The organism is Salinirubrum litoreum (genome assembly GCF_020567425.1).
Taxonomy (GTDB): Archaea; Halobacteriota; Halobacteria; order Halobacteriales; family Haloferacaceae; genus Salinirubrum; species Salinirubrum litoreum.
On sequence record NZ_JAJCVJ010000003.1, the window covers coordinates 530411 to 553357 of the forward strand.

16 protein-coding genes are annotated in these 22947 nt (G+C 68.2%); 12 read left to right on the forward strand and 4 right to left on the reverse strand.

Annotated features, from left to right (window positions below; genetic code table 11):
• Positions 1-14: 14 nt before the first annotated feature.
• The 8 genes from LI337_RS18310 (at position 15) to LI337_RS18345 (ending at position 7833) form a co-directional block, all read left to right on the forward strand.
• The gene (locus LI337_RS18310) at positions 15-836 is read left to right on the forward strand and encodes an aldo/keto reductase (protein WP_227231367.1); all 822 of its coding nucleotides are present in this window, start codon (positions 15-17) and stop codon (positions 834-836) included.
• Positions 837-944: 108 nt separating this feature from the next.
• Positions 945-1166, forward strand: coding sequence for a hypothetical protein (locus tag LI337_RS18315; protein ID WP_227231368.1), 222 nt, complete (start codon positions 945-947; stop codon positions 1164-1166).
• 99 nt (positions 1167-1265) lie between these two features.
• Positions 1266-1694 carry a dCTP deaminase/dUTPase family protein gene (locus tag LI337_RS18320; RefSeq protein ID WP_227231369.1) on the forward strand — a complete coding sequence of 143 codons (429 nt, stop codon included), beginning with the start codon at positions 1266-1268 and terminating at the stop codon, positions 1692-1694.
• 203 nt (positions 1695-1897) lie between these two features.
• Complete coding sequence (locus LI337_RS18325) at positions 1898-2347, forward strand: hypothetical protein (protein WP_227231370.1); 450 nt, start codon at positions 1898-1900, stop codon at positions 2345-2347.
• Positions 2348-2943: 596 nt separating this feature from the next.
• The gene (locus tag LI337_RS18330) at positions 2944-5586 is read left to right on the forward strand and encodes an alkaline phosphatase PhoX (RefSeq protein WP_227231371.1); all 2643 of its coding nucleotides are present in this window, start codon (positions 2944-2946) and stop codon (positions 5584-5586) included.
• 137 nt (positions 5587-5723) lie between these two features.
• Complete coding sequence (locus LI337_RS18335; RefSeq protein WP_227231372.1) at positions 5724-6473, forward strand: cell surface protein; 750 nt, start codon at positions 5724-5726, stop codon at positions 6471-6473.
• A 153-nt stretch (positions 6474-6626) separates the two neighbouring features.
• The gene (locus tag LI337_RS18340) at positions 6627-7325 is read left to right on the forward strand and encodes a hypothetical protein (RefSeq protein ID WP_227231373.1); all 699 of its coding nucleotides are present in this window, start codon (positions 6627-6629) and stop codon (positions 7323-7325) included.
• A 25-nt stretch (positions 7326-7350) separates the two neighbouring features.
• Entirely contained in the window at positions 7351-7833 is a 483-nt protein-coding gene (locus tag LI337_RS18345) for a hypothetical protein (protein ID WP_227231374.1), read from the forward strand.
• A 59-nt stretch (positions 7834-7892) separates the two neighbouring features.
• Here the strand turns inward: LI337_RS18345 and LI337_RS18350 are convergent, their stop codons facing one another.
• Together LI337_RS18350 and LI337_RS18355 are read right to left on the reverse strand one after the other, a co-directional pair.
• Positions 7893-9470, reverse strand: a complete 1578-nt coding sequence (locus tag LI337_RS18350; protein WP_227231375.1) for a zinc ribbon domain-containing protein — start codon at positions 9468-9470, stop codon at positions 7893-7895.
• The gene (locus LI337_RS18355; protein WP_227231376.1) at positions 9467-10639 is read right to left on the reverse strand and encodes a thiolase domain-containing protein; all 1173 of its coding nucleotides are present in this window, start codon (positions 10637-10639) and stop codon (positions 9467-9469) included. Before LI337_RS18355 ends, LI337_RS18350 begins: the two co-directional genes overlap by 4 nt.
• A gap of 280 nt (positions 10640-10919) precedes the next feature.
• Here LI337_RS18355 and LI337_RS18360 point away from each other — a divergent pair, with 280 nt between their 5' ends.
• Positions 10920-12176: a putative manganese transporter gene (locus LI337_RS18360; RefSeq protein ID WP_227231377.1), complete on the forward strand. Its 1257-nt coding sequence runs from the start codon at positions 10920-10922 to the stop codon at positions 12174-12176.
• A complete protein-coding gene (locus LI337_RS18365) occupies positions 12177-12623 on the forward strand; it encodes a universal stress protein (RefSeq protein WP_227231378.1) in 447 nt (148 codons plus the stop codon).
• 72 nt (positions 12624-12695) lie between these two features.
• Here the strand turns inward: LI337_RS18365 and LI337_RS18370 are convergent, their stop codons facing one another.
• Positions 12696-13463, reverse strand: a complete 768-nt coding sequence (locus tag LI337_RS18370) for a helix-turn-helix transcriptional regulator (protein WP_227231379.1) — start codon at positions 13461-13463, stop codon at positions 12696-12698.
• 246 nt (positions 13464-13709) lie between these two features.
• On the opposite strand from LI337_RS18370, the gene LI337_RS18375 reads away from it, so the two are divergent.
• Entirely contained in the window at positions 13710-21125 is a 7416-nt protein-coding gene (locus LI337_RS18375; RefSeq protein ID WP_227231380.1) for a DUF4347 domain-containing protein, read from the forward strand.
• A 209-nt stretch (positions 21126-21334) separates the two neighbouring features.
• Positions 21335-21808 (forward strand): Lrp/AsnC family transcriptional regulator, encoded by a 474-nt coding sequence (locus tag LI337_RS18380; RefSeq protein ID WP_227231381.1) that lies wholly within the window; start codon positions 21335-21337, stop codon positions 21806-21808.
• Positions 21809-21829: 21 nt separating this feature from the next.
• Here the strand turns inward: LI337_RS18380 and LI337_RS18385 are convergent, their stop codons facing one another.
• Positions 21830-22846, reverse strand: a complete 1017-nt coding sequence (locus tag LI337_RS18385; RefSeq protein WP_227231382.1) for an amidohydrolase family protein — start codon at positions 22844-22846, stop codon at positions 21830-21832.
• Positions 22847-22947 lie beyond the last annotated feature (101 nt).

Genomic DNA, 22947 nt, shown 5'->3' on the forward strand with positions numbered 1-22947 from the left:
CCCAACTCGGGTGCATGGTAGACGAGACGCTGACTGTCGGTGACTTCTCGGTGCCGACGATGGGACTGGGCACGTGGGAACTCGAAGGCAAGCAGTGTTACGACGCGGTGAAGACCGCCCTCGAGTTGGGCTACCGGCACATCGACACCGCGCAATTGTACGAGAACGAGTGGGCGGTCGGCCGGGCTATCGCCGACGCCGACGTGGATCGGGAGGACGTGTTTGTCACGACGAAGATCAACCCGATGCACCGCTCGGCCGAGGCCATGCGGGAGTCGGTCGATGCGAGTCTGGAGCAGTTGGGCGTCGACGCGGTCGATCTGCTCCTCATCCACTGGCCGAACCCGCTCGCCGATCTGGAGACGACGATGACGACGATGTCCGACCTCCAGGTCGAGGGCAAGACCCGACACATCGGCGTCAGCAACTTCGGTGCCGACCGCCTCGAGCAGGCACAGGAGTACGCCCACGTCCCCATCGCCACGGACCAGGTGCAGTTCCACCCCTTCTACCCCCAGCGCGAACTGCTCCAGTACTGCCAGCAGGAGGACGTGGCGCTGACGGCCTACAGCCCCCTCGCGCAGGGTGGCGTCCTCCGGGACGACCTGCTCGCGGAGATCGGTCGCCGGTACGACAAGAGTCCCGCGCAGGTCGCCATCCGGTGGGCGATCCAGCACCGGAACGTCCACGCCATCCCGAAGTCCACGAGTCGAGACCACCTCGCGGACAACCTCGACGTGTTCGACTTCTCGCTGTCCCGCGAGGAACACGACCGGATCACCCGGCCGTCGATGCTGAAGACCGGACTGGCGACGGTTCGTGGGCGATTCGGGTGAGGCGACAGTCGGGCGTTTGTACGCCGATGCTCGTTCACCCCGCGCCGAGTGGCGGTGCCCCCGTCGGCTGTGGAACACACCTATATCGACAGCGGACGACACCCGGGCATGACGACCGACTCGAACGGAACCATTGCACTGTGGTTAGGGCTCGGAAACGCACTCGGTGCCGGGACCGGGACGGCTATCGGCGCTGTCACCGGCGACCTCCCCTTCTGGTTGGGGGTCGGCATCGGACTCGGTGCTGGACTCGGGACGGCGATGGGTGTCGTGTTCTCCCGTGACGGGGACGCCAGTCCCGCCGACACCTCGGAACCCGACTCGGTCTGACCGGCCCGCCCGGTCTCCGTCTCGGTCCGGTAGCCTCCAGCGACTCTGGCTCTCTACGCCGGGCGAAGGAATTTCACGCTCCCCTGCGCATCTCGGGTTATGGACCTCACGAGCGTCGTCGCCGATCTCGTTCACGAACCGATCCAGACCGAGAGTCGGGGTCTCGATCTCACGGTCGCCGAGGTGCGCAAAGTAGTCGACCCCGGTCGCATCGACTTCGGCGGCGGGGAACTGACCGATGCGACGACCGAACCGGTCGAGACCGACCTGCGGAACCCCGACGACGACTACGGCTGGTGGCACCTCTCGAACGACGTGTACCTGCTAGAGTACAACGAGTCGCTCGCCGGACCGGGGGACGTGAACCTCGTGCTCCAACCGCGCGACGAACTTCGGACGCGCGGGGCGTTCCACCCGACCCTTCACCTCGCGGGCGACGACGATTTCGGGGCTGTTCCACTGAGCGTCTCGAACGGCGGCCTCATGCTGAAGGAGAACGCTCGGGTCTCGACACTGCTGGCGGACTGACTGGTGCGGCGTGACCAGTGCGAACTCACCGGCGGACTGTTCCGGCGGTCGCGTGCGACTCGTTAGCACTCGATAGCGGTCCCGATCCCTGCCGAGTGGCACGTACCGAAATTACCGAAGAACTAAGCGAGCGAGCGTCTACCCGCCGGATAGACGCGGTTCCGACGTGGGTCAGCCGACTCCGGTGGACCGCCCCAGACGCCATGTCACGAGCAGACTCTCACCCCCCGGACAGCACCGCAGAGTCGATCCACCGCGAGTACCCACTCGACGTGCGGATCGTCGAAGTAGACGAAAGCGAGCAGCACGGGGACGACGTCGGACCGCGCTACCGGTTCGAGGCCCCCCAGCACGTCGAGATAGAGTTCGAAGCGGCGGAGACGGCGGAGTTGTACGCCGACGTCTACTTCGACACGAACGGGTTTCAGGAGGCCGGCACCGGCGACCGGGGTATCCCGCCGGAGGTCGTACAGGCTGGCCGGGACACCTTGGCGGCGTATATGTTGACTCAGCCGATGGCCGACGAGTACTTCGTCGCGTCCTTCTTCGGCAAGAAGCCGAGTCGGATTCAGCGGTACGTCTCGTGGGTGCAGGATCGCGCCGAGGAAATCCGCGCCGGTGTCGAAGCGGAGGGAATCGAGTCGGCCGACTGAATAGTGGGTGGATAGCGGGTCGTGGACGCCGAGGAGTGAAAGCCCGCGACTGCCCGACCTGCCGACCCGTTTCAGTCCCACGCCGGAGAATCTGTAACGCATCACGCGGTCACCGATCGTCACCCGGAAACCGGTGATCTAGTCGAGCACCCGACAGTCGCGGTCTGCGCTCGTGGTCGTCTCGTCGATTCGCCCGCCCTCGTCGCCTCACTGTCGCGGATTTCACAGCCAACACCACCTCGACTCACGACCGGTCGTCGTGATTTCCGGACCGCCACCGGACCGACACTCGGACCACGTTCCTTCAGAGAAACGTGTTCGCTGTTTATACGACACCTCAACCCTCAGTACTCTTGTCCAGCGGAACCCGACTCACGCTACACGTTCCACTCGACACACTCGATTCGGCGTATCCCGAGACCGACAGTTTCAAACCCGTAAACCACGAATCGAGAGACACGTCAGCACCGTTATCTAAGCGATTTACGGACCAGAAATTATCGCTATATACCGCGCTGGAGTGATCCAGTCGAGTAAACCTACGTCAGATTCATATTATAAACTGATTTACAACGGTTTCGCAGTTCTCCACCTGCATGGTCGAATTCACTCGACGTACCCTGATGGCCACCTCGGTCGCCGCTTCGCTCGGAGCCAGCGTTGGCGGCGCCGGCGTGGTGACTGCCGACGACACCGACACCCCCGGCGCACCGAGCGTCAACGGGTCGCTCACGCGCCTCTCCTCGACCGCCTTCGGTGCCGAGGTCACCGGCCCGTTCGTCTTCCAGGACGGCTCGCTCCTCTACAGCGTCCAGCACCCGAGTCGTGACAACCCCGCGCCCTTCGACAAAGCCGGCGTCGGCTACTTCGAGGGGTTCCAGTTCACGATGAACGGCCGCAACGACGAGTTCGAGGAACTCTCGACCCCGCAGACCAACGAGGAACAGGGCGTGGTCAGAGGTGCCGGCGAGTTCGTCTACCTCGCACAGGAGGGCGAGGAGATCAACGGCGGCACCGAACGACTCGGCGTCTGCCAGACACCCGATGGGACCGACCTCACGCTCGACAACTTCGCCGGCCCGCTCTACTCCGGCAACGCCGCGTACAACCCCGACTGCAACCAGTTCGTCCCGACGAACGACGACGGCACCGAGGGCTACCTGTTCACCAACTGGGAGAACAGCCCCGGCAACGTCTCGCGCATCCCGCTCTCGCAGGCCGAAGACGGCTCGTGGGAGGCAGACCTCGAGAACGCGATCAACCTCGCCAACACCGACGCGCTCCGCGAACTGGGCGGGACACGCATCAACTGCTACGGCAACCGGTCGCCGTGGAACACGATGCTCTCGGCCGAGGAGAACTACGCTCACCCGCGCGTCGCCCTCTCAGCGACGGTCAGCGACATCGTGGAAGCCGGCTCCGGCGTCGGCCTGCGCGGCGGCCACGAGTTCTGGAACCGACCGAACCCGACCGAGATCCAGTCCGCAGTGGACGAGTACTACGGCGACGACTCGTGGTACGTGCAGGCGACGTGGGCACTCGGCGGGACCGAGATGCTCGCCTACTACCTCGGCGCGACTCCGGTAGACGAGGCCGAGGGCGGCGAGACGAACACCCGGAACCCCATCGGCGACACGTACCCGAATCCATACGACTACGGCTACATCGTGGACTTCCGCGACCCGGGCGCCGAGGAACCGTCGCCCGTCAAGTACTACGTCATGGGCCGCGCCGCGTGGGAGGCTCCGGACGTGCAGACCGACGAGCAGACCGTCTACCTCTGTTCCGACGGCGACAGCAAGGGTATCTACAAGTTCGTCGCCGACGGACCGATCCCGAGCTACGACGACCCGATGGACGTGGCCGGGACGCTCTACGCGCCGAAGGTCACCAACGCCGCGGCCGCACAGGGTGGCTCACCCGCCGAGGTCCCCCTCGAACTCGACTGGCTCGAACTCGGCCACGCGACGAACGCCGAGGTCGCCGAGTGGATCGCGGCGTACGACGACGTGACACAGGAAGACTACCTCGACGCCCACGCCGAGACCGACTGGACCGACGACCTCGCGACTGCGCTCGAAGAAGCCGACCGGGAAGTCGTCGAGAACGGGAGTCAGAACTACATCACGGATCAGGAGATCGTCGCGTGGGCCGCACAGTACGACCAGCACGGCCCCGACGGCGTCGACGACGACCTGCGCAAGATTCCGTTCCTCGAGACGCGCGCCGCCGCGAAGGAGATCGGTGCGAGCATCGAGTTCAACAAAGCCGAAGGTGTCGACAGCGTCGAGGGCGCGGGTCCCGGTGACTTCGTCTACTTCGGCATCTCGGAGTTCAACGACGACCTGAGCGACGAGTCCGGCTACGAGGGTGTCGGCGACGTCGAACTCGACCGCGTGGACGGCGGCGTCGTCTACCGAGCCGAACTCGACGCGAACTACAACGTCTCGACGCTGGAACCGGTCATCACCGGCCCGGACGCGACCGACCCGGCGGACGTGGCTGACGACGCGCTGATCAACGTCGATAACGTCTACGCCTTAGACGACGGCCGTCTCCTCTGCTGTGAGGACGCCGACCAACTCGGGCGCTCGTACCCGAACGACTGCCTCTACGTCTACCAGCCGAACGTGATGCTCGACGTCGCCTCGGTCGCCATCGCCAACGGCCAGACGGCGCGCACGCCGCTCGTCATGTCCTCGGCTCCCGAGGGACTGGCCGGTGGAAAGGTCACGGTCACTATCGAGGAGCAGAACGTCGCGGCGTTCACCGACGTCGAGTTCGCGGACGCGGTCGGCCTCACGGAGTCGTCGGTCAGCAACGACGGTTCGACGGCGACGCTCCGGTTCACGGACACCGAGAAGGCGATCCAGCAGGGCGCACTCGACGTCACCCTCGCGACGCTCGGTCTCCGGGCGCGCGGGACTGGCACGACAGACGTGACCATCGAGGTCGAACGCGTGGACGACGAGGGTGGCGATCCCATCGCGGTCGAGATCCGAACCGGGATGGTCGTCACCGGCCCGCCCTCGGTCGGCGGCGGCACCCCGACCGATCCGGACGGCGACGGGAAGTTCGAGGACCTGAACGGCAACGGTCGGATCGACTACGACGACATCGTCCTGCTGTTCGAGCAGTTCGAGTCCGATGCGGTCCGACTGAACCCGGCGGCGTTCGACTTCAACGAGAACGGCGAACTCGACTACGACGACATCGTGACGCTGTACGAAGAGGCCTGAGACCGCCACTCACGGCGACAGCGTCACACGCCACTCGCGTATCGCTCTCGACTACCCGGACCACACCTGCCATGCACACCGACTCACCGCCAGATCCGCCGACCCATGTTCGCCCCGCTGTCGCCAGCCGACCCCCGGTGACCGACAGCCCCGGCGCGAGGGCGCTCCTGACAGCAGCCCTCGTCGTCTGTCTCGCACTCGCCGGCTCGGTCGGTGCCGTCACCGCCAGCGCGCCCCCGGCTTTCGACACGAACCCGCCCCTCACGAACGCCACTGCCACACAGCCGGACGCGCCGACGCCGACGACGAGCCAGTCTGACGCGCCGACGCTGACGACGACGACTGCCTCGGTCGATCCGGGCGAGACGACGACGGTCACGGTCCTGTTGACCAGCGCGCCGGAGGGTCTCGCGGGCTACGAACTCGTCGTCTCGCTGTCGGACGACGCCGCGACGATCACCGACGCGACCTACCCCGAGGGCTTCGGGTTGACGACCGACCCACAGATCGTCGGGGACGTATCGAGCGTCACGCTCGAAGCGGCCGACACCGCCAGCACGGTCGAACCGGGCGCGACGAACGCGACGCTGGCGACGCTCACCATCCGGGGAGAGTCGGTCGGGACGGTCGCGGTCGAACTCGACGCTCGCCAACTGGACGCCGACGGCGGCGGCGAGTTCACGCCAGCGACCGTTCCGGGGACGGTGACAGTCGGTGATCCAACGACCGCGACACCGACTGCGGGCGACGACGCGACCGACCGGCATCCGGGGTCGGCCGACACCGGCGAGGAGACGAGCGTGACGACCGCGCTCCCGCTCGCCGGCGTCGGCGTCAGTCTGCTCGCGGTGGTTCTGGTTGCCGGACTGCTCGGGCGGCGAGGCTGAGACAGTCGGCGACCGAGCAGTCCCTCGCTTCCTCACCACTTCTTCGCCCGATTCGTGTCAGACACAACTGTCATGCGACCCTGATTCCAGTGAAACGACAGCGTAGTTAAGCCAGTCTCCAGCGATCTCCCACCTGCCACAGCGTGGCACACCATGCCGACACTGACGAGCTGTATTTTCGAGAACAGCAACTTCACAGGCGGTGCGAACTGCTTCAGCCAACCGTACGGCACCGGGGGGTGGGCGTGGGTCACGTGGACCTTCGGCAACCGACGCGCCTCGCTCGCTCGCGTCCGCCGGGACGACGAGATCGAGGTCGCGCTGGTACCGATCATGGACACGCCGGCCAACCGCAACCTGATCGACGGCTTCCTCTCCGGGGACGCCGACCGGATCACCGGCATCCGAGCCGGGATGGTGCCGTACAGCGCGGTCCCGTACTCGTCGAGTCACCCGACGCGACACCCACCCGGGCGCGTCCTCGTGGACATCTCGTTCCGCGTCCGGATCGACCTGCCGTGGTACTGTTTCGTCGGCGACACGCGCGCGACGATCCACTACTACGTCCACGTCTTCCTCGACGGGTCGGGCCGCGTCCGGGCGAACGTGGACGGCTGGAGTTGGAACCGCACCGAGAGCGCGGGCGTCTGCGGCGGCGGTGTCGCGGACGAACTGAACGACAACGTGCCGGACGGGATGGCACCCCTCCAGCGCGCACTCGACACGCAACTGGGGTTGCTGTCCGGCTTCCGGTTCAGCGACCTCTACTTCCTGCCGGGTGACGGCCGGACCTCCGGCCGCGACGACGTGAGCGAGGTCCGAAACGAGGCGGCACTGATACTGATCCCATGACGACCGAGACACACCGGAGCCGACGATGACAGACGAGAGACGCGAGGAGTTCACGGAGGCACTGTTCGACGCCATCCGCGAGGTGGCGGCGGAGTACGGACTACCGGAGAAGGCAGTCGCGATCGAACGCGCCGACCCGACCGTCTTGGCGCTCCGCGGCGATCTGACGGCAGACGACGAAGACGAGCAACCGACGCCGGTCGAACTGGTCGTCCAACTCTCGGGCGACATGGCTCGCGCCCGGCGAGTGAACCTCGACGCGCGAGCAGTGCGGGAGGATCTCGCGATCGACCCCGAGGAGGTCGCCCGGAGTTTCGACATCACCTCGGCCGACCTCGGCCGACTCGTCGCCGAGGAGTCGGGACAGCGCGTCTCGACCGACAGCGCAGGCCGGGAGCAGGACGCAGACGAGCGACGCGACGACTTCGACCGCGACGACGTTCGGGCGCGAATCGACCATCTCACTCGGCTGAAGTCGCTGGACGACGTGAAACAGTACGGGAAGTGACGCTCGCGATCACCGACGCGAACGACGGAGGCGTCGAGTAGACCGGCTCTGCCGGCCACTCACTCGTCTCGCTCGGCCTCGGCCGGCACGGCCTTCAACCCGTACCGGATCACGCCCTCCTGCTCGTAGATGCGCCGAATCGTCGTCCGCACCTCGGTTCCCACGGCGGGCGTCTCGTCGCATTCGACCACCTGCATCGGGACGCTGACGCTCCGGTCGGCGTCACCACCGCCCGCTTCCGCGTCGGCCACGCCGAACGCGACGACCGCACTGACGTAGCTCCCGCCACGAGCCTGCTGTTCGACGAACTCCGGCGGCGCACCGCCCTGTCCGATGGTCGTCGCGGTCTCGACCGCTCCTCGGCGGGCCAACCGGACCGACTCGTACTCGACCAGTTCGTGGCAGTCGCGGCAGGCACCTTCCGGCGGGAACGCGAGCGCACCACAGTCGGGACACTCCCCCGCGACCAGTCGGTGTCGCTGTGGGAGCGTCCGCCGCCAACTCGGGACGCTGACGTACGCGCCGCCGCCGGCCGGTTCGCCGGGCGTGATCTCCCCCCGGAGTCGCAGATACTCGGCGTAGCTCACCTCGTCGGTGCCGGCGGTTCGGCGGGTGACCGGAACCGACTCGTCCGCCTCGAGCATCAACGCGGTCGCCTCGCTTCCCGCGCCGTAGCCGACGACCAGCACCGACTCGCTTCCGGTGTCGAGTGCGCGGGCGAGACCGAGCAGTGGTGTCGCGGTCCCGCAGTCGCCGAGGTCGTGGACCACCGACCCGGGTCGGATCGCCTCCGAGCCGACACCGAGGGCGTCGCTCGCTCGGTACGGGAGGCTGCCGTCGGGTGCGCCGATCGCCGCCGCGTCGACGCCGGCGATCCAACTGTCTGCATCGTCGTCGCCGACCGCCGCACCGAGCGACTCGACCGCGCCCGCGACCGTCTCTCGGTACGCCTGTCGCTCGTAGGCCGTGATCCCCAGTTCCTCGCTCTCGCGTTCGCCGGCCCGCCGGAACCGCGTCCCGGGGTAGCTTTCGGTGTGCTCTGCGACGCCCAGCACCCGGCCGGGACCGTCGGGCGTCAGCACGACCGCCGCCGCACCCGCCCCGCCAGCCTGGTCGACCGCACTGTCCGGGTCTCCTCGCACATCGTCGCTGGCGACGACCAGCACTGCCTCCTCCCCGGTGTCGTCGTCGGCGAGTTCGGCGTCGTCTGCGCCCTCGGCGTCGAGACTCCCCGACAGCGCGGAGACGCCGCCGGTCGCGCTCCCTCCGACCTGCCGGGTCGTCGTCGCCGCGTCGAGCCCCAGCATCGAGACGAGTCGCGCCGGCATTCCCGGTTCCTCGGTCGGTGGGGTGGTGGTGCCGACCGCGAGACGGGCGACTCGCTCGGCATCGACCTCGGCCGCGTCGAGCGCGAGTCGGGCCGCCTCGGCCGCCATCGTCAGGGTGTCCTCGTCGCCTGCCGGGACCGACGTCTGCTGGACGCCACTCCCGGCGAACTGCCCCCACGCTTCCTCCACCGCCTCGCTGGTGACGTACCGCCGAGGGGCGTAGGCTCCGACGCCGGCGATTCCCAGTTTCGCCTCGGTCGCCTCACTCGCCTCGTTGTTCTCGTCGCCCCCGTCGCTCGCGTCGGTCATCGCCCCGCCTCCCGTTCGAGGACGTGGACGACCGCGCCTCCGCCGGAGCCGCCGACGTTGTGCGTGAGTCCGCAGGTCGGGTCGTCCAGTTGCCGGCTCCCGGCCTGCCCGGTCAACTGGTCGAACGCCTCCACGATCTGGCCGGTCCCGGTCGCGCCGATCGGGTGCCCCTTCGACTTCAGGCCGCCCGAAGTGTTCACCGGCAGGTCGCCGTCCCGGTCTGTCAGGCCCTCGCGTAGCAGTCGATTAGCGTCGCCGGGATCACAGAAACCGAGGTCCTCGTAGGCCAGTAGTTCCGCGATGGCGAAGCAGTCGTGGACCTCGGCGAAGTCGAGGTCGTCGGACCCGATTCCGGCCATCTCGTAGGCCTGCTGACCTGCCTCGCGGGACGCCGAGATGCTGGTGTAGCTGTCGCGGTCGGCTAGCCCGACGCGGTCGCTTCCGGCACCGACGCCTGCGACTCGCACCCGGTCGTCGGTGTACTCGCCGACCACGTCACCGCCCGCGAGGAGGACGACCGCCGCACCGTCGGAGGTCGGACAGCAGTGGTAGAGGTTGAGTGGATCGGCGACCGGCGGCGCGTCGGTCGCGTCCGCGAGCGAGCAGGCGAAGTCGAGGTGTGCTTTCGGGTTCTGCGCGCCGTTCGCGTGGTTCTTCACGGCCACGCGTGCGAGGTCTTCGGTCGTCGCGTCGTACTGGTCCAGGTAGGCGCGGGCCATCTGCGCGTAGACGCCCGAGAAGGTCGTCCCGGTCAGTCGCTCCCACTCGGTCTCGCCGGAGACGCCGAGCCAGTACTTCGTCGTGTCGGCGCTCGCGTCGGTCATCACCTCGACGCCGCCCGCGAGTACCACGTCGGCCATCCCCGACTCGATGGCCTGCACGCCCTGCCGGACTGCGAAGCCCCCGGCGGCACAGGCGTTCTCGACCCGACTGGCCGGTACCCCGTGCAGACCGACGTGTTCGGTGACGGCCGGCGCGGAGAGACCCAACTGGCGACCGCCGACACCGAGGGTGCCGACGACCGCCTCGTCGATAGCGTCGGGAGGAAGGTCACCCGCCACGCTGTCCAGCGCCTCGCGGTAGGCGTCGGCGAACAGACTCCGGTAGCTCTCGTCGGGAAACGCGCCGAAGGCGGTCTGTCCGGCCCCGACGACGTAGACGTTCGACATGGGCGGGCGGTTCGCCCGTAGTCGTGAAATACGTTCTCACGTACCGACCCAGTCGAGACTCGGCGACGCCAGCACGATTTAGACACGTCTAAACTAGAGGTTAGATACAAACCCTTTTCAACTTCGGCATCACACAGTCACGTGTTCACAGACTCATGTCGCTCTCGCTTCTCTCGACGGACACGGCCGACTCGCTGTCCAGCCGTGAGCAGACGCCCTCGCTGATCGAATCGACTCCGGAACGGCCGGCCGACACGACCGACGGGACTGGTGATCGGCCGTGATCCCGCTCCAGTCGCTCGCCGACACGCTCGGCATCTCGGCACAGGAGGCACTCGACATCCTGATCTTCTCCGTGCGGGACGGCTTCGTGCAGGTCAGCGCCTTCGTCGCGGTCACGGTTCTCATCTTCAGCTACATCCAGTACCGCACCGGCGGCCGACTCGTCACCTATCTGGAGGAGAACGAACGCCTCCAGCCACTCGCGGGCGCACTGCTCGGCCTGACGCCGGGGTGTGGCGGCGCGATCATCGCGATGCCGCTGTACATCCGGGGATCGGTCAGCTTCGGGACCGTCGTCGCCGCACTCGCCGCGACCGCCGGTGACGCGGCGTTCGTCATCCTCGCGTTGGCTCCCGAGGCGGCACTGTACGCCTACGGTCTCGCGTTCGTCTCGGCCGTGCTGTTCGGCTACGCCATCGACATGTACGGACTCGGTGTCGGCCGGGTCGACGACGCGGTCGCTCGACTCGGTCGGCCGATGACCGACGGCGGCCTCGCGACCACGAACGTCGCCAGCGGCGGCCCGAGTATCCCCGACTACGAGGGCGACGACGCGCACTGTCGCGTCGACGACGACTCACCGGTCGAGAGCGGTCCCATGACGACGATCAGTCACGCGGTCCACGTCGTCTGGTGGGTCGTCGCCGCCGGTGGATTAGTCGCCGGCGTGCTGTACCTCGCGCGCGGTGCCCCGGAGGTCCCGCTGGCGTTCGGCCTGTCCTTCTTCGGCCTGTTCACCGTGGCCGGTCTCGTCGGCACGGTCGCCTCGTTCTACCTCCACTTCGTCGGCCGCCGGTTCATCGGCGAGGGTGCGGCCGGTCGCATCCGCGACGACTTCGCCAGCGCCTACGACACCTTCCAGCACGCGGCGATGGAGACCAGCATGGTCACGGTCTGGGTCATCGGCGCGTATCTGGTCTACGAGTACAGCATCGTCGTCTTCGCGCTCGACATCGGCGCACTCACGGCGGCCGCGGGCGTCCTCGCACCGATCGGCGGCGCACTGCTGGGTCTCATCCCCGGCTGTGCCCCCCAGATCGTCTTCGCCGGCCTCTACGCCGAGGGGGCGATCCCCTTCTCTGCGCTCACCGCGAACGCGATCAGTCAGGACGGGGACGCGCTGTTCCCCCTGATGGCGATCGACATGAAGGCCGCCATCGTCGCCACCATCTACACGACGATCCCGGCGCTGATCGTCGGCATCGCGCTGTACTACGTCTGGCCATTCGCCGACTTCGGCTTCGGGGTGCTGTAGATGTACGACACGATCCTCGTCCCGACCGACGGGAGCGACCGCTCGCTGACGGCGTTGCGCCACGCGCTCGAACTCGCCGAAGCGGTCGACGCGAGCGTCCACGCGCTGTACGTCGTCGACACCGAGACGAGTTGGCTGACGGTCTCCAAGTCGGAGGTACGAGACACGCTCAGGAACGTCGGTGAAGACGCCGCCCGGCAGGCGCTGTCGAGTGCCGAGCGACTGGCCGCCGACTTCGACGTGTCGCTCGTCACCGCGACCCGCGAGGGGAGTCCCGACGAGGCGATCATCGACTACGTGACGAGCGAGGACATCGACCTCGTGGTGATGGCTACCCACGGGCGACAGGGTATCGGACGGCGGCTCCTCGGAAGCGTGACCGAGCGAGTCGTTCGGGACGCGCCGGTGCCGGTGACCACGATCAGCGAGTCCGCCGGCGACGGCTGAGTCGGTCGACGCGAGAGTGCGTGCGAGTCCAGTCCAGTCCAGTTCGGTCGACGCGCGAGTGGTCCTGCCCGGTTAGTCCAGTGGCTCTCCGCGCGCCTTGTGGTCGGCGACGATCCCTTTTCCCCACTCGACGGCCGCGTCGTCGTCGGTCGTCGCCACCGCCGCCACGATGCCGCTCTCGTCGTCGAACCCGGCGACCACGAGCGTCCCGTCGTAGATACCGATGTCCAGCGGCGACTGGTCGACGATGTAGGTCGTGGTCGTGTCGAACCTCATCAGTTCGTCGTGGCCCTCGTTGTGTTGCCGGCGTACCCCGTCGAAGGCTGACTGGGTGAGCACCCACTCGACGTCCACGCCGGAGCGGATCACCTCGTAACTCGCCGCCATCACCGACGGCGACGCGAAACTGCTGGTGAGGCCGGTCATCGACTCCTCCGTCGACTCGATGATCGCCGCGATGTGCTGGTCGACGGAGTAGGGCGCAGCCGGTGTACTCTGCACGACGGTCGCGTCGGTGAACAGGTCGGCGTTCGCGGCCAGTTCCGGCGCGTCGACGTGTGCCAACACCGGTTCGAGCGTGGTCGTCCCGTCGAGCCCGGACCGGAACGACTCGATCTGTCGGAGCACGGTCCGCCCGACCCCCGTCAGCCGATAGCCGTTGCCGACCTTCTCCAGGAGTCCCCGTTCTTCGAGACTCCCCGTCGCCCGGTACGCCGTCGCTCGTGAACAGTCCGCGCGCTCGGCGATCGTCGGCCGACCGACCGGACCGTCACGACAGGCCTCGAGGACCGGGGCACGCTGGACGAGCGACCCGATCTCGTCGAGTGGCGTCCGACTCATACGATACTCTCTCTGTCGCACACCTTAACGTTTCATCTCCCGTACCCATCTCACAACTGTTGTGACGGCCGCACGGTCGCGTTCGGTCGTCTCAGCCGTGAACCACCGTCTCACCGGTGCTTATTAACGGAATTGGACATTTCCCGAACTAATGGCAGTCAGGAGACGGGCGACGGCGGGACGACGTATCGACAGATCACGAACCTGGGAGACGGTCGAGGTGGGTGCGACTGCGGAGCACCCCGAATGAGTCTTCCGAGTGACACATCATATCGTCGACTGATCACTCGCGGCCGACTCCAGACACTGGTCGTGGTGCTCGTCACCCTGCTGGTCGTCACCGCCGGCGTCGGCCCGGCGGTCGCCGTGTCGACCGCGTCCGGCGACGCGACGCTCTCCGATTCGACCGACCCGCCCGCCGACCGAACCGAACTCGCGGTCGTCGACACCAGCGTCGCCGGCCACGAGACGCTCGCACGAACCGCCTCGGCCGAGGGGATCGAAGTCGTCCGCGTCGACGGCGCTCGCGACCTGCGCTCGGCACTCGCCGACCGGTCGGGCCTCGACGCGATCCACCTCCTCTCACACGGGAATCGCGGCCGCCTCCACCTCGGTGACGACGACTTCTCCGCAGACGGCCCGACTGCCGCTGACGCCACCCTGCGCGCACTCGGCGACAGTCTCGCAGTCGACGGCGACCTGCTCCTCTACGGCTGTCGGATCGGCACCGACGCGGGCGACGACTCCTTCGTGACGCGACTCGCGGCCGTCACCGGTGCGGACGTGGCCGCCTCGACCGACCTCACCGGCACCGAGCGTCTCGGCGGCGACTGGGACCTCGAACGCGAGGTCGGACGCGTCGACACCGCGAGTCTGACAGCCGACGACTACTCGGGTCTCCTCCTCGGTGGCTACACCACCATCCCGGCCGGCAGTTCGCCACTCTCCGGCTTCTCCGACTCGCGGCTCCGCATCTCGGGCGCGACCGAGATGCTCCCAATCGACTACGACGGCGACGGCGACACGGACTTCATCGTGGCCGACTCCGGGAGCAACTTCAACCTCCTCGAGAACGACGGGAGTGGCGGCTTCACGGAGCGAACCGGCGTCACGGTCGATCTGACGCTGACGACGGTGGACAACTTCGTGGTCGTGGACTACGACGACGACGGCGACCCGGACATCGTGGACGCGAACGCCGGTGCCGAGAGCGAGGCGCGAATCCTCCGGAACGACGGCGGCGGAACCTTCACCACACTCTCGGCTGGTAGTTCACCCCTCTCGGGGTTCGGCAACTCCCGACTGGCGATCGGTGGCACGAACGAACTGATCCCCATCGACTGGGACGGCGACGGCGACACCGACTTCGTCACGGCCGACACCGGCGCGGGCTGGAACCTCCTCGAGAACGACGGCAGTGGCGGGTTCACGGAGCGAACCGGCGTCTCCATCGACATCTCGGAGACGAACGCGATCAACATTCTGGTGGTGGACTACGACGGCGACGGCGACCCCGACATCGTCGATCCGATGGTCGACAGCGCGAACGACGCGACCGTCCTCCGGAACGACGGCGGTGGCTCGTTCACGACGCTCGCGCCCGGGAGCGGCTCTCCGCTGGCTGGCTTCACGAACTCACAGTTCAACGTCTCCGGCAACCGGGAGCTACTCCCCATCGACTACGACGTGGACGGCGACACCGACTTCCTCGTCGCGGACTCCGGCAGTGGCTGGAACCTCCTCGAAAACGACGGCACCGGTGGGTTCACCGAGCAGACCGGGGTCGCGGGCGACCTCTCGCTCGACACGGCAAACGAGTTCCCGGTCGTGGACTACGACGACGACGGCGACCCGGACATCGTCGACGCCACGGCGGGGACCGATCAGAACGCGGCGATTCTGGAAAACGGTGCGTCTCCCCCCGCGCTGATCGCCAATACACCGGCAGACGGCACGACGGATTTCCCGGCGAACGCCGACATCGTGCTGGAGTTCGACGAGACCGTCTCGCTCGGCACCGGCGACGTGGTGATCCGGCGCGTCTCGGACGACTCGCCGGTGGCGACCGCAGACGTGACGACCAGCGCAGTCACGCTCGGTAGCGGGACGCAGGTGACGGTCGATCCGTCCAGCGACCTGCCGACCGGCGTCGATCTGTACGTCCACGTCGAACCCGGCGCGATCACCGACGGAGACGGGGAGATTCCGACCTCGCTGACGGACGACCCCTCGACGCTGAACTTCGTCGCAATCGTGCCGAACGACCCGCCGACCTTCGTCGACGCCAGTCCCTCGGTCTCGGTGCCGGAAGACGGCGGGCCGGTCTCGGTCGACGCGGGCCTGACAGCCAGCGATCCCGACGGTGACGCCCTGACGTGGGAGGTCGCCAGCGCACCCGACCACGGTACACTCGCCGGCTTCCCGACGACGGTCTCCTCGGGGACCACCACCGACACCGATCCCTCGGGACTGAGCTACGAACCCGACGCCGACTTCGCCGGCTCGGACAGCTTCGAGGTACGCGTCGTGGACGCAGTCGGCGACAGCGACACGATCACCGTCTCGGCGACGGTCGCCGACGCGCCCGAAGTCGCGTCGATCACCCGCGCCGGCGCGGGCGACGAGACGAACGCCGACAGCCTCGACTTCGACGTGGCGTTCTCGACAGCAGTCCAGAACGTCGACACCGGCGACTTCACCCTCACGACGACCGGCGACGCGACCGGCACCGTCTCGGCGGTCGACGCCTCGGCCGGCAGTTCGATCACCGTCACTGTCGGTTCGCTCGCCGGCGACGGCACGGTCCGACTCGACCTCGCGGACGACGACTCGATCACGGGCGACGACGTGGGCGCGGTCCCTCTCGGCGGCGTCGGGACGACCGGCGCGGGCGACGGGAGCGCGACCGGCGACGAGACGTACACGCTCGACAACACCGGGCCGACCTTCGACTCGGCTCCCAGCGCGTCGATTCTCGAAGGTCGGACCGGCACCCTGCTCGACGTACAGGCCGACGACGACGCCGGCACCGCGTACGACACCGATGTCTCCTACGCGCTCTCGGGGACCGACGCCGGACCCTTCTCGCTCGACTCGGGCACTGGGTCGCTGTCGATCGGGACGCCACTGGACTACAGTTCCCCGACCGACGCGAACGCGGACAACGACTACGAACTGACCGTGACCGCGACCGACGACGCCGGCAACACGGCGACCCAGTCGGTCGTCGTCTCGGTCACCGAGGACACCAGCATCCCGACCGTCCTGCCGGCCGACTCCGACCCGGCAAACGGCGACTACTACGTCTCGGGCGATCCGATCACGGTTCGGTTCTCCGAGCCGATTCTCCTCGGCTCGGCGGGCACCGTGACGATCACCGACGAGACGAGCGGGACCGTCGCCGAGACGTTCGACGTGCAGGCCGACGCCGGGAGCGGTCCCGGCACCGTCTCGGTCTCGGACGCGAACCTGACGATCAGGCCGTCGTCCGCGCTCGCCGACCGGACCGACTACGCGGTCGATCTGTCGGCCGGTGCGGTCGTGGATCGCGGCCAGAACCCGATTCCTGCGTTCGACGGCACCGACACGCTCCAGTTCACCGCACTCGCGGGCGACTCGGCACTGATCACGACCGCACCCGACTTCGACACGACGACCGGCGCGGGCATCCGCGACGGGGTCACGGCGAGTGCGAGCGACCAACTCCTGATCGTCTCCGACCCTGCCCACCTCACGTCGGGGTCGGTTCTCGACGGGGCTGGGGGCGACGACACCGTCTCGCTCTCGCAGGCGGGCACCTACGACCTCACCGCCACCTCGCAGGTGACCGGCTTCGAGGACGTACAGAGCCGCGCGGACGGCGACACGACACTCGTCGTCGGGAGCGGGAGCGACGACTTCGACGGCTACACCGGCACCACGGCCCACACCGAGACGCTGACGACGACCGCGAGTAGCACCTCGCTGACCTTCGTCCCCTTCACCGACTGGGAGCGCGTCAGCGTGACAGGCACCGACGCGACGCTCACCGTCACGACCGGCGTCCTCACCGACCTCGACAGCCTCGACGCGCCGGGCGCGGCCAGCGGGGACACCCTGCGGTTCGCCACCGGATCGGCGGACGCCACCGGTGCCGACCTGACCGGCTTCGAGACGGTCGCGGTCGGCACCGGCGGCGACACGCGCCTCGTGATCGACCGCGACGCGACGCGCGACGTGACCGCGTTCGACACCGGCGACACGGCCGGAAACGACTCACTGGTGACGACCGACGCCGAACTGAACGTCTCCGGGCGCTCGCTCGGCGGCTTCGACACGCTCCAGACGACGAATGCCAGCGGGACGACCTTCGTCGTGGACGACGCCGGCACGAGGACGCTGACTGAGATCACCGGCGAGTTCGCCGCGAGCGACACGCTCTCGCTGACCGGCACTGCGCCGAACCTGACCGGCACCGATCTCACGTCTCTCGACACGATCCGACTCTCTCGGGACGCGACGCTGACGACCGACCAGCAGACGGTCGACTCGGTGACGACCCTCGCGGGCAGTGACGGGACCGAGGGACTCACGACCGCAGACGAGACCCTCGACCTCTCGGGGACGCAGGTCACGAGCGTCGAGTCGCTGGCGAGTACCTCGGTGAACGCCTCCTCGTTCACCGTGACCGACGCGCAACTCGGCTCGCTCACGACAGTCACCGCGACCGAGAGCGGGAGCGAACTGGTCACGACCGGCCCGACGCTCGACGCCTCGACGCTGACCGTGACGAGAGTGGACACCTTCCGGACCACGGACGCGTCCGGCACGGTGATCATCGGGACCGCGACGCCGGACACCCTCGTCGGCTTCGACGGCGACGACAGCCTCGTCGGCGGCACGGGTGCGGACACGCTCACCGGGAACGCGGGCGTCGACGAGTTCGGCGGGACTCCCGCCGGTCTCGACCGCGACACGATCACCGACTTTGGCGACGCTGGCACGACCGTGGACGCCGAGTCCATCGTCGTCACCGGCGACGCGACCGCCGCGACCGAGGGCGAGTACGCTCGTGTCACACAGAGCGGTGGCGACAGCGTCGTCACCCTCGACACCGACGTCCCCTCGGCCGACACCTTCGACTCGGCGGACACTCGGCTCACGCTGACGGGGATCACTATCGACAGTCTCCGGGTGGAGACCGACGCCGGCGACGCGGTGCTGACGGTCAACAGTCCGCCGACGACCGCCGACTTCGGCGTCACGACCGACGAGGACACCCGGTACGTCTTCGCGGTCGGAGACGTCCCGTTCGACGATCCGAACCCCGGCGACACGCTCCAGCAGGTGACGTTCACCGGCGTCGCTGGCGACGGCTCCTTGTTCCTCGACGCGAACGCCGACGACCGGAACGACGGGGAGGAACTCACTACCGGCGACACCGTGCCGGTCGGCAACATCTCTGCGGGCGACCTCCAGTACGCACCGCCCGCAAACGCCTCGGGCGACGCGCTGGCGACCGCGACCTTCACGGTCGGCGACGGCGTGACGACTGCGGCGACAGACGCGACGCTGACGGTAGACGTGACCGCCGTCAACGACGCCCCGCGCATCTCGGGGTCGCCGACCGCCTCGGTCGCACAGGACCAGCAGTATCGCTTCACGCCGACCGCGACCGACGTGGACACCGGCGACACGCTGACGTTCTCGGGCACCGGCGTCCCGGACTGGGCCAGCGTCGATCCGGCGACCGGCGAACTCGCCGGCACGCCCGGGCCGACCGACGTGGCGACCTACGACGGGATCGAACTCGTCGTCACCGACTCCGCGGGCGCGACAGACACGCTCGGGCCGTTCTCGATCACGGTGACGAACGTCAACGACGCGCCGACGATCACGAACAGTCCGGCGACCACCGCACCCGAGGATGCGGCGTACAGTTTCGTCCCGTCGGTCACGGACCCGGACGCGGGCGACACGACGACCTTCGCCGTGACCGCGCTCCCGAGCTGGGCGAGCTTCGACACGGCGACCGGCGAACTGTCGGGGACGCCGACGAACGCGGACGTGGGTAGCTACGACGACATCGAGATCACCGTGACCGACGCGGCGGGCGCGACCGACACGGTCGGGCCGGTCTCGATCACGGTGACGAACACGAACGACGCACCGACCGCGACCGACGAGCAGTACGCCGTCGGTGCGAACTCGACGCTGTCGGTCTCCGCGCCCGGACTCCTCACGAACGCGACCGACCCGGACGCAGGCGACAGTCTCTCGGTCGAGCAGACGCCGGTCACCGCCCCGACGAACGGGAGTGTCACGCTCTCGGCCGGCGGGTCGTTCGACTACGACCCCGACGGGACGACCGGACCGGACACGTTCACCTACCGCGTCCGCGACGGCAACGGCGGCACTGACACCGCGACCGTGACGATAGACGTGCGTCAGCCGACCTTCGCGGTGAACGTCACCGACACGAACGACCCGGTGACGGAGGGCGACACGCTGGTCGTCAACGCGACGGTCGCGAACACCGGTTCGCTCACCGACACCCAGCGCGTCGACCTCCGGTCGGAGGTCGACGGTGTCGTGAACACCACGGCGGTCACACTCGCGCCGAACGCCTCGACGCGGGTGTCGCTCGTCTGGCCGACGAGTCGCGGCGACTCGGAGACGGGTAACGTGACGGTCGCCAGTCCGACCGACGCCGACAGGCGCGCCGTCGAGATTCGCGTCCGGAGTAGCGGCGGCGGTGGCGGTGGCGGCGGCGGGGGCGACCCCGGCGATGGCGAGGCGGACAACTGGCCGCGTATCATCGAAGCCGAGTCGGACATCCGCGCCGAGATGGCGGTCCCGACCGGGGTCCGCCCGCACTTCGCGGTACAGGACAGACTCCCGGTGAACCGACTCGAACCGGCCGTCGCCGAGTTCGCCGACAACTCCTCGGTCGCCTCGGTCCGGTACGAGACCGGCACGACCGGGACGGTCACGGTCGCGGAGTTCGACCGGCCGACCAGCCTCACCGACGCGACGCCGGGACGCGTACTGACCGCGTTCCTCGTCGGTGCGGCGGGCGACGCAGAGCGGACGACGGCGACGATGCGCCTGCGGATTCCGACCGACCGACTGACCGACGGTGGACTCACGTCCGACGACCTGCGAGTCGCCCACTACGAGGACGACGAGTGGACGCTGCTCGACCCGACCGTGGTCCGACAGCGGAACGGTGTTCTCCTCGTCGAGATCGAGACGGACGGCTTCTCCCCGTTCGCGGTGACGGCGGTCGGCGACCCGACTGCCGACTTCGTCACGCCGTCATCGGCGACGGTCGGCGAGGAACTGACGCTCGACGCGGGCGACACGACGACCCGGTTCGGCGAGATCGTCGCCTACCAGTGGTCGGTCGACGGCCGGACGCTGACGGGCGAGACGGGTACGCTGACGTTCGACGCGCCCGGCGAGTACGGCGTCACGCTGACGGTCACCGACGACACCGGCCGGACGGCGACCGCGACTCGGACGCTGGTCGTCCGCGAGCAGGGGGAGACCCCGACCGCGACTGCGACGCCGACGGCGACGAGTGAGCCGACCACGACGACGACGCCCGGATTCGGCGTCCTCGTCGCACTGCTGGCGCTGCTGTCGCTGGTGGCGGTCGCGCTGGTGGCTCGGCGGGACTGAGCGCCCGCCGAGGTGGACACCCCTCGCCGACACCGATCACACAGAATCGAGGAGGAAGCCCACGACTTCAGTCGTGGGTTACTGACACGGCGATCTCTTCTGTCGACACCGAACACGGACCGACTCATTCTACCGACACCGAACCACGCCGGAGCGGCGGCCCCCGGCGACGTACAAAGGTAAAGTGTCTCTGCCGCGCATAGTGCTGCATGGCCGACCAGGAGATCGACGACGTGGACAGGGCGATCCTCTACGCACTGCAGGAGGACGCCCGAAACATGTCCTCGGGCGACATCGCACAGCGAACCGGCACCTCGGACAGCACGGTCCGGAAACGCATCCAGCGGCTCGAATCCGACGGCATCATCAAAGGCTACAGCGCCAACGTCGACTACCAGCGGTCGGGCTATCCGCTCCGGATGCTCCTCTTCTGTACCGCGTCGATCCCCGAACGCGGCGAGTTGGTCCCCGAGATCCTGCAGATCGACGGGGTCGTCTCGGTCCAGGAACTCGTGACCGGCGAACAGAACCTCCTCGTCACCGCCGTCGGCGAGTCCGACAGCGACATCACGCCGGTCGCACAGGCACTGCTCGACATGGGACTGACCGTCGCCGACGAGGTGCTCGTCCGGAGCCACGAGACGACCCCCTTCGGCACCTTCGACGCCGGCCGCGAGGAGTAGCCCGGCCTCCTCGGCCACCGGTCAGACGAGCACGCGCTTCACGTCGAGTTCGGTCGCGCGCCGGACGACCGCCTCCACCACGTCCGTCGTTCCAGCCAGATTGTCCGAGTCGCCGTCGAGGACGAGCAGTGCCGCACGCCGGCCCGGTTCGACGACCCCGCAGTCGAGGCCCGCTATCTCCGCGCCGGCGGTCGTCGCCATCCGCAACACCTCGCGTGCGCTCACCTCGAACTCTCGGGCGGTGTACGCCATCTCGCGAAACATCGACGGGACGTTCAGCATCACGTTGTCCGTCCCGAGTGCGACCGTCGTGTGGTCGAGTAACTCGCGGATCGGAGCTCTCCCGACCTTCAGGACGCTGTTCGCGCGCGGACACGCGACGATCGGGACCGACTGCTCGGCGACGCGGTCGAGATGCTCCCGTTCGGCGTGGACCATGTGGACGAGCAGATCCGGGTCGAGATCGAGCGCCGGATGGATGTCGGTGGCGTCCGGTTCGCCGGCGTGGATCGCGAAGGGGACGCCACGCTCCCGGCAGGCGGCCCGTTCTGCGGTGAAGTCGGCGTCGTTCGCACCGGAGGCACCGTAGCCGTCGGCGACGTCTAGCACCGAGAGGTCGTCGCTCCCGAAGATGAACGGGTCGACGGCGACCGGTTCTGCGGCCTCCCGGAGAGCGCGTGCTCCGGCGAGCCCCGACTCGCGGAAGTCGAGACAGGAGACGGTCCCGGTGCGTGCCACGAAGCGGAGCGTCCGACGCATCGCCGACACGAGGTCGTCGTGGCCGGCGGCCGCCAACCGACGGTGTTTCAGACTGTCCGGCGGGACGACCGCCTCCTCGAGCGACAGACCGACGGCCGCGTCCTTCGCCACGGAGTCGCCCAGGTGCGTGTGGGCGTTGACGAACGCCGGCAGGACGATGTCCGTCGACGCCGTCTCCGTCTCCTCGACCGCCTCGATCTGTCCGTCTTCGACGACGACCCGGCCCCGGATCGGGTCGAACGACTTCCCGGCGAGTACGGTCCCGGCGAGTGTTTCCATACTCGTACCGGTCGGTCGATACCGACATGATACTTTCTCCCCGTCCGGACGACCGATCCGGTAGCGGATCGTCCGATCTGCGGTCGTGGTCTCGGTCCGAC

Bases quoted from the DNA above. Each gene is read 5' to 3' on its own strand.
- LI337_RS18365 (WP_227231378.1), top strand. From the start codon at position 12,177: ATGTACGACACGATCCTCGTCCCGACCGACGGGAGCGACCGCTCGCTG.
- LI337_RS18370 (WP_227231379.1), bottom strand. From the start codon at position 13,463: ATGAGTCGGACGCCACTCGACGAGATCGGGTCGCTCGTCCAGCGTGCC.
- LI337_RS18355 (WP_227231376.1), bottom strand. From the start codon at position 10,639: ATGTCGAACGTCTACGTCGTCGGGGCCGGACAGACCGCCTTCGGCGCG.
- LI337_RS18350 (WP_227231375.1), bottom strand. From the start codon at position 9,470: ATGACCGACGCGAGCGACGGGGGCGACGAGAACAACGAGGCGAGTGAG.
- LI337_RS18315 (WP_227231368.1), top strand. From the start codon at position 945: ATGACGACCGACTCGAACGGAACCATTGCACTGTGGTTAGGGCTCGGA.
- LI337_RS18375 (WP_227231380.1), top strand. From the start codon at position 13,710: ATGAGTCTTCCGAGTGACACATCATATCGTCGACTGATCACTCGCGGC.
- LI337_RS18345 (WP_227231374.1), top strand. From the start codon at position 7,351: ATGACAGACGAGAGACGCGAGGAGTTCACGGAGGCACTGTTCGACGCC.
- LI337_RS18310 (WP_227231367.1), top strand. From the start codon at position 15: ATGGTAGACGAGACGCTGACTGTCGGTGACTTCTCGGTGCCGACGATG.
- LI337_RS18385 (WP_227231382.1), bottom strand. From the start codon at position 22,846: ATGGAAACACTCGCCGGGACCGTACTCGCCGGGAAGTCGTTCGACCCG.
- LI337_RS18340 (WP_227231373.1), top strand. From the start codon at position 6,627: ATGCCGACACTGACGAGCTGTATTTTCGAGAACAGCAACTTCACAGGC.
- LI337_RS18380 (WP_227231381.1), top strand. From the start codon at position 21,335: ATGGCCGACCAGGAGATCGACGACGTGGACAGGGCGATCCTCTACGCA.
- LI337_RS18320 (WP_227231369.1), top strand. From the start codon at position 1,266: ATGGACCTCACGAGCGTCGTCGCCGATCTCGTTCACGAACCGATCCAG.
- LI337_RS18330 (WP_227231371.1), top strand. From the start codon at position 2,944: ATGGTCGAATTCACTCGACGTACCCTGATGGCCACCTCGGTCGCCGCT.
- LI337_RS18325 (WP_227231370.1), top strand. From the start codon at position 1,898: ATGTCACGAGCAGACTCTCACCCCCCGGACAGCACCGCAGAGTCGATC.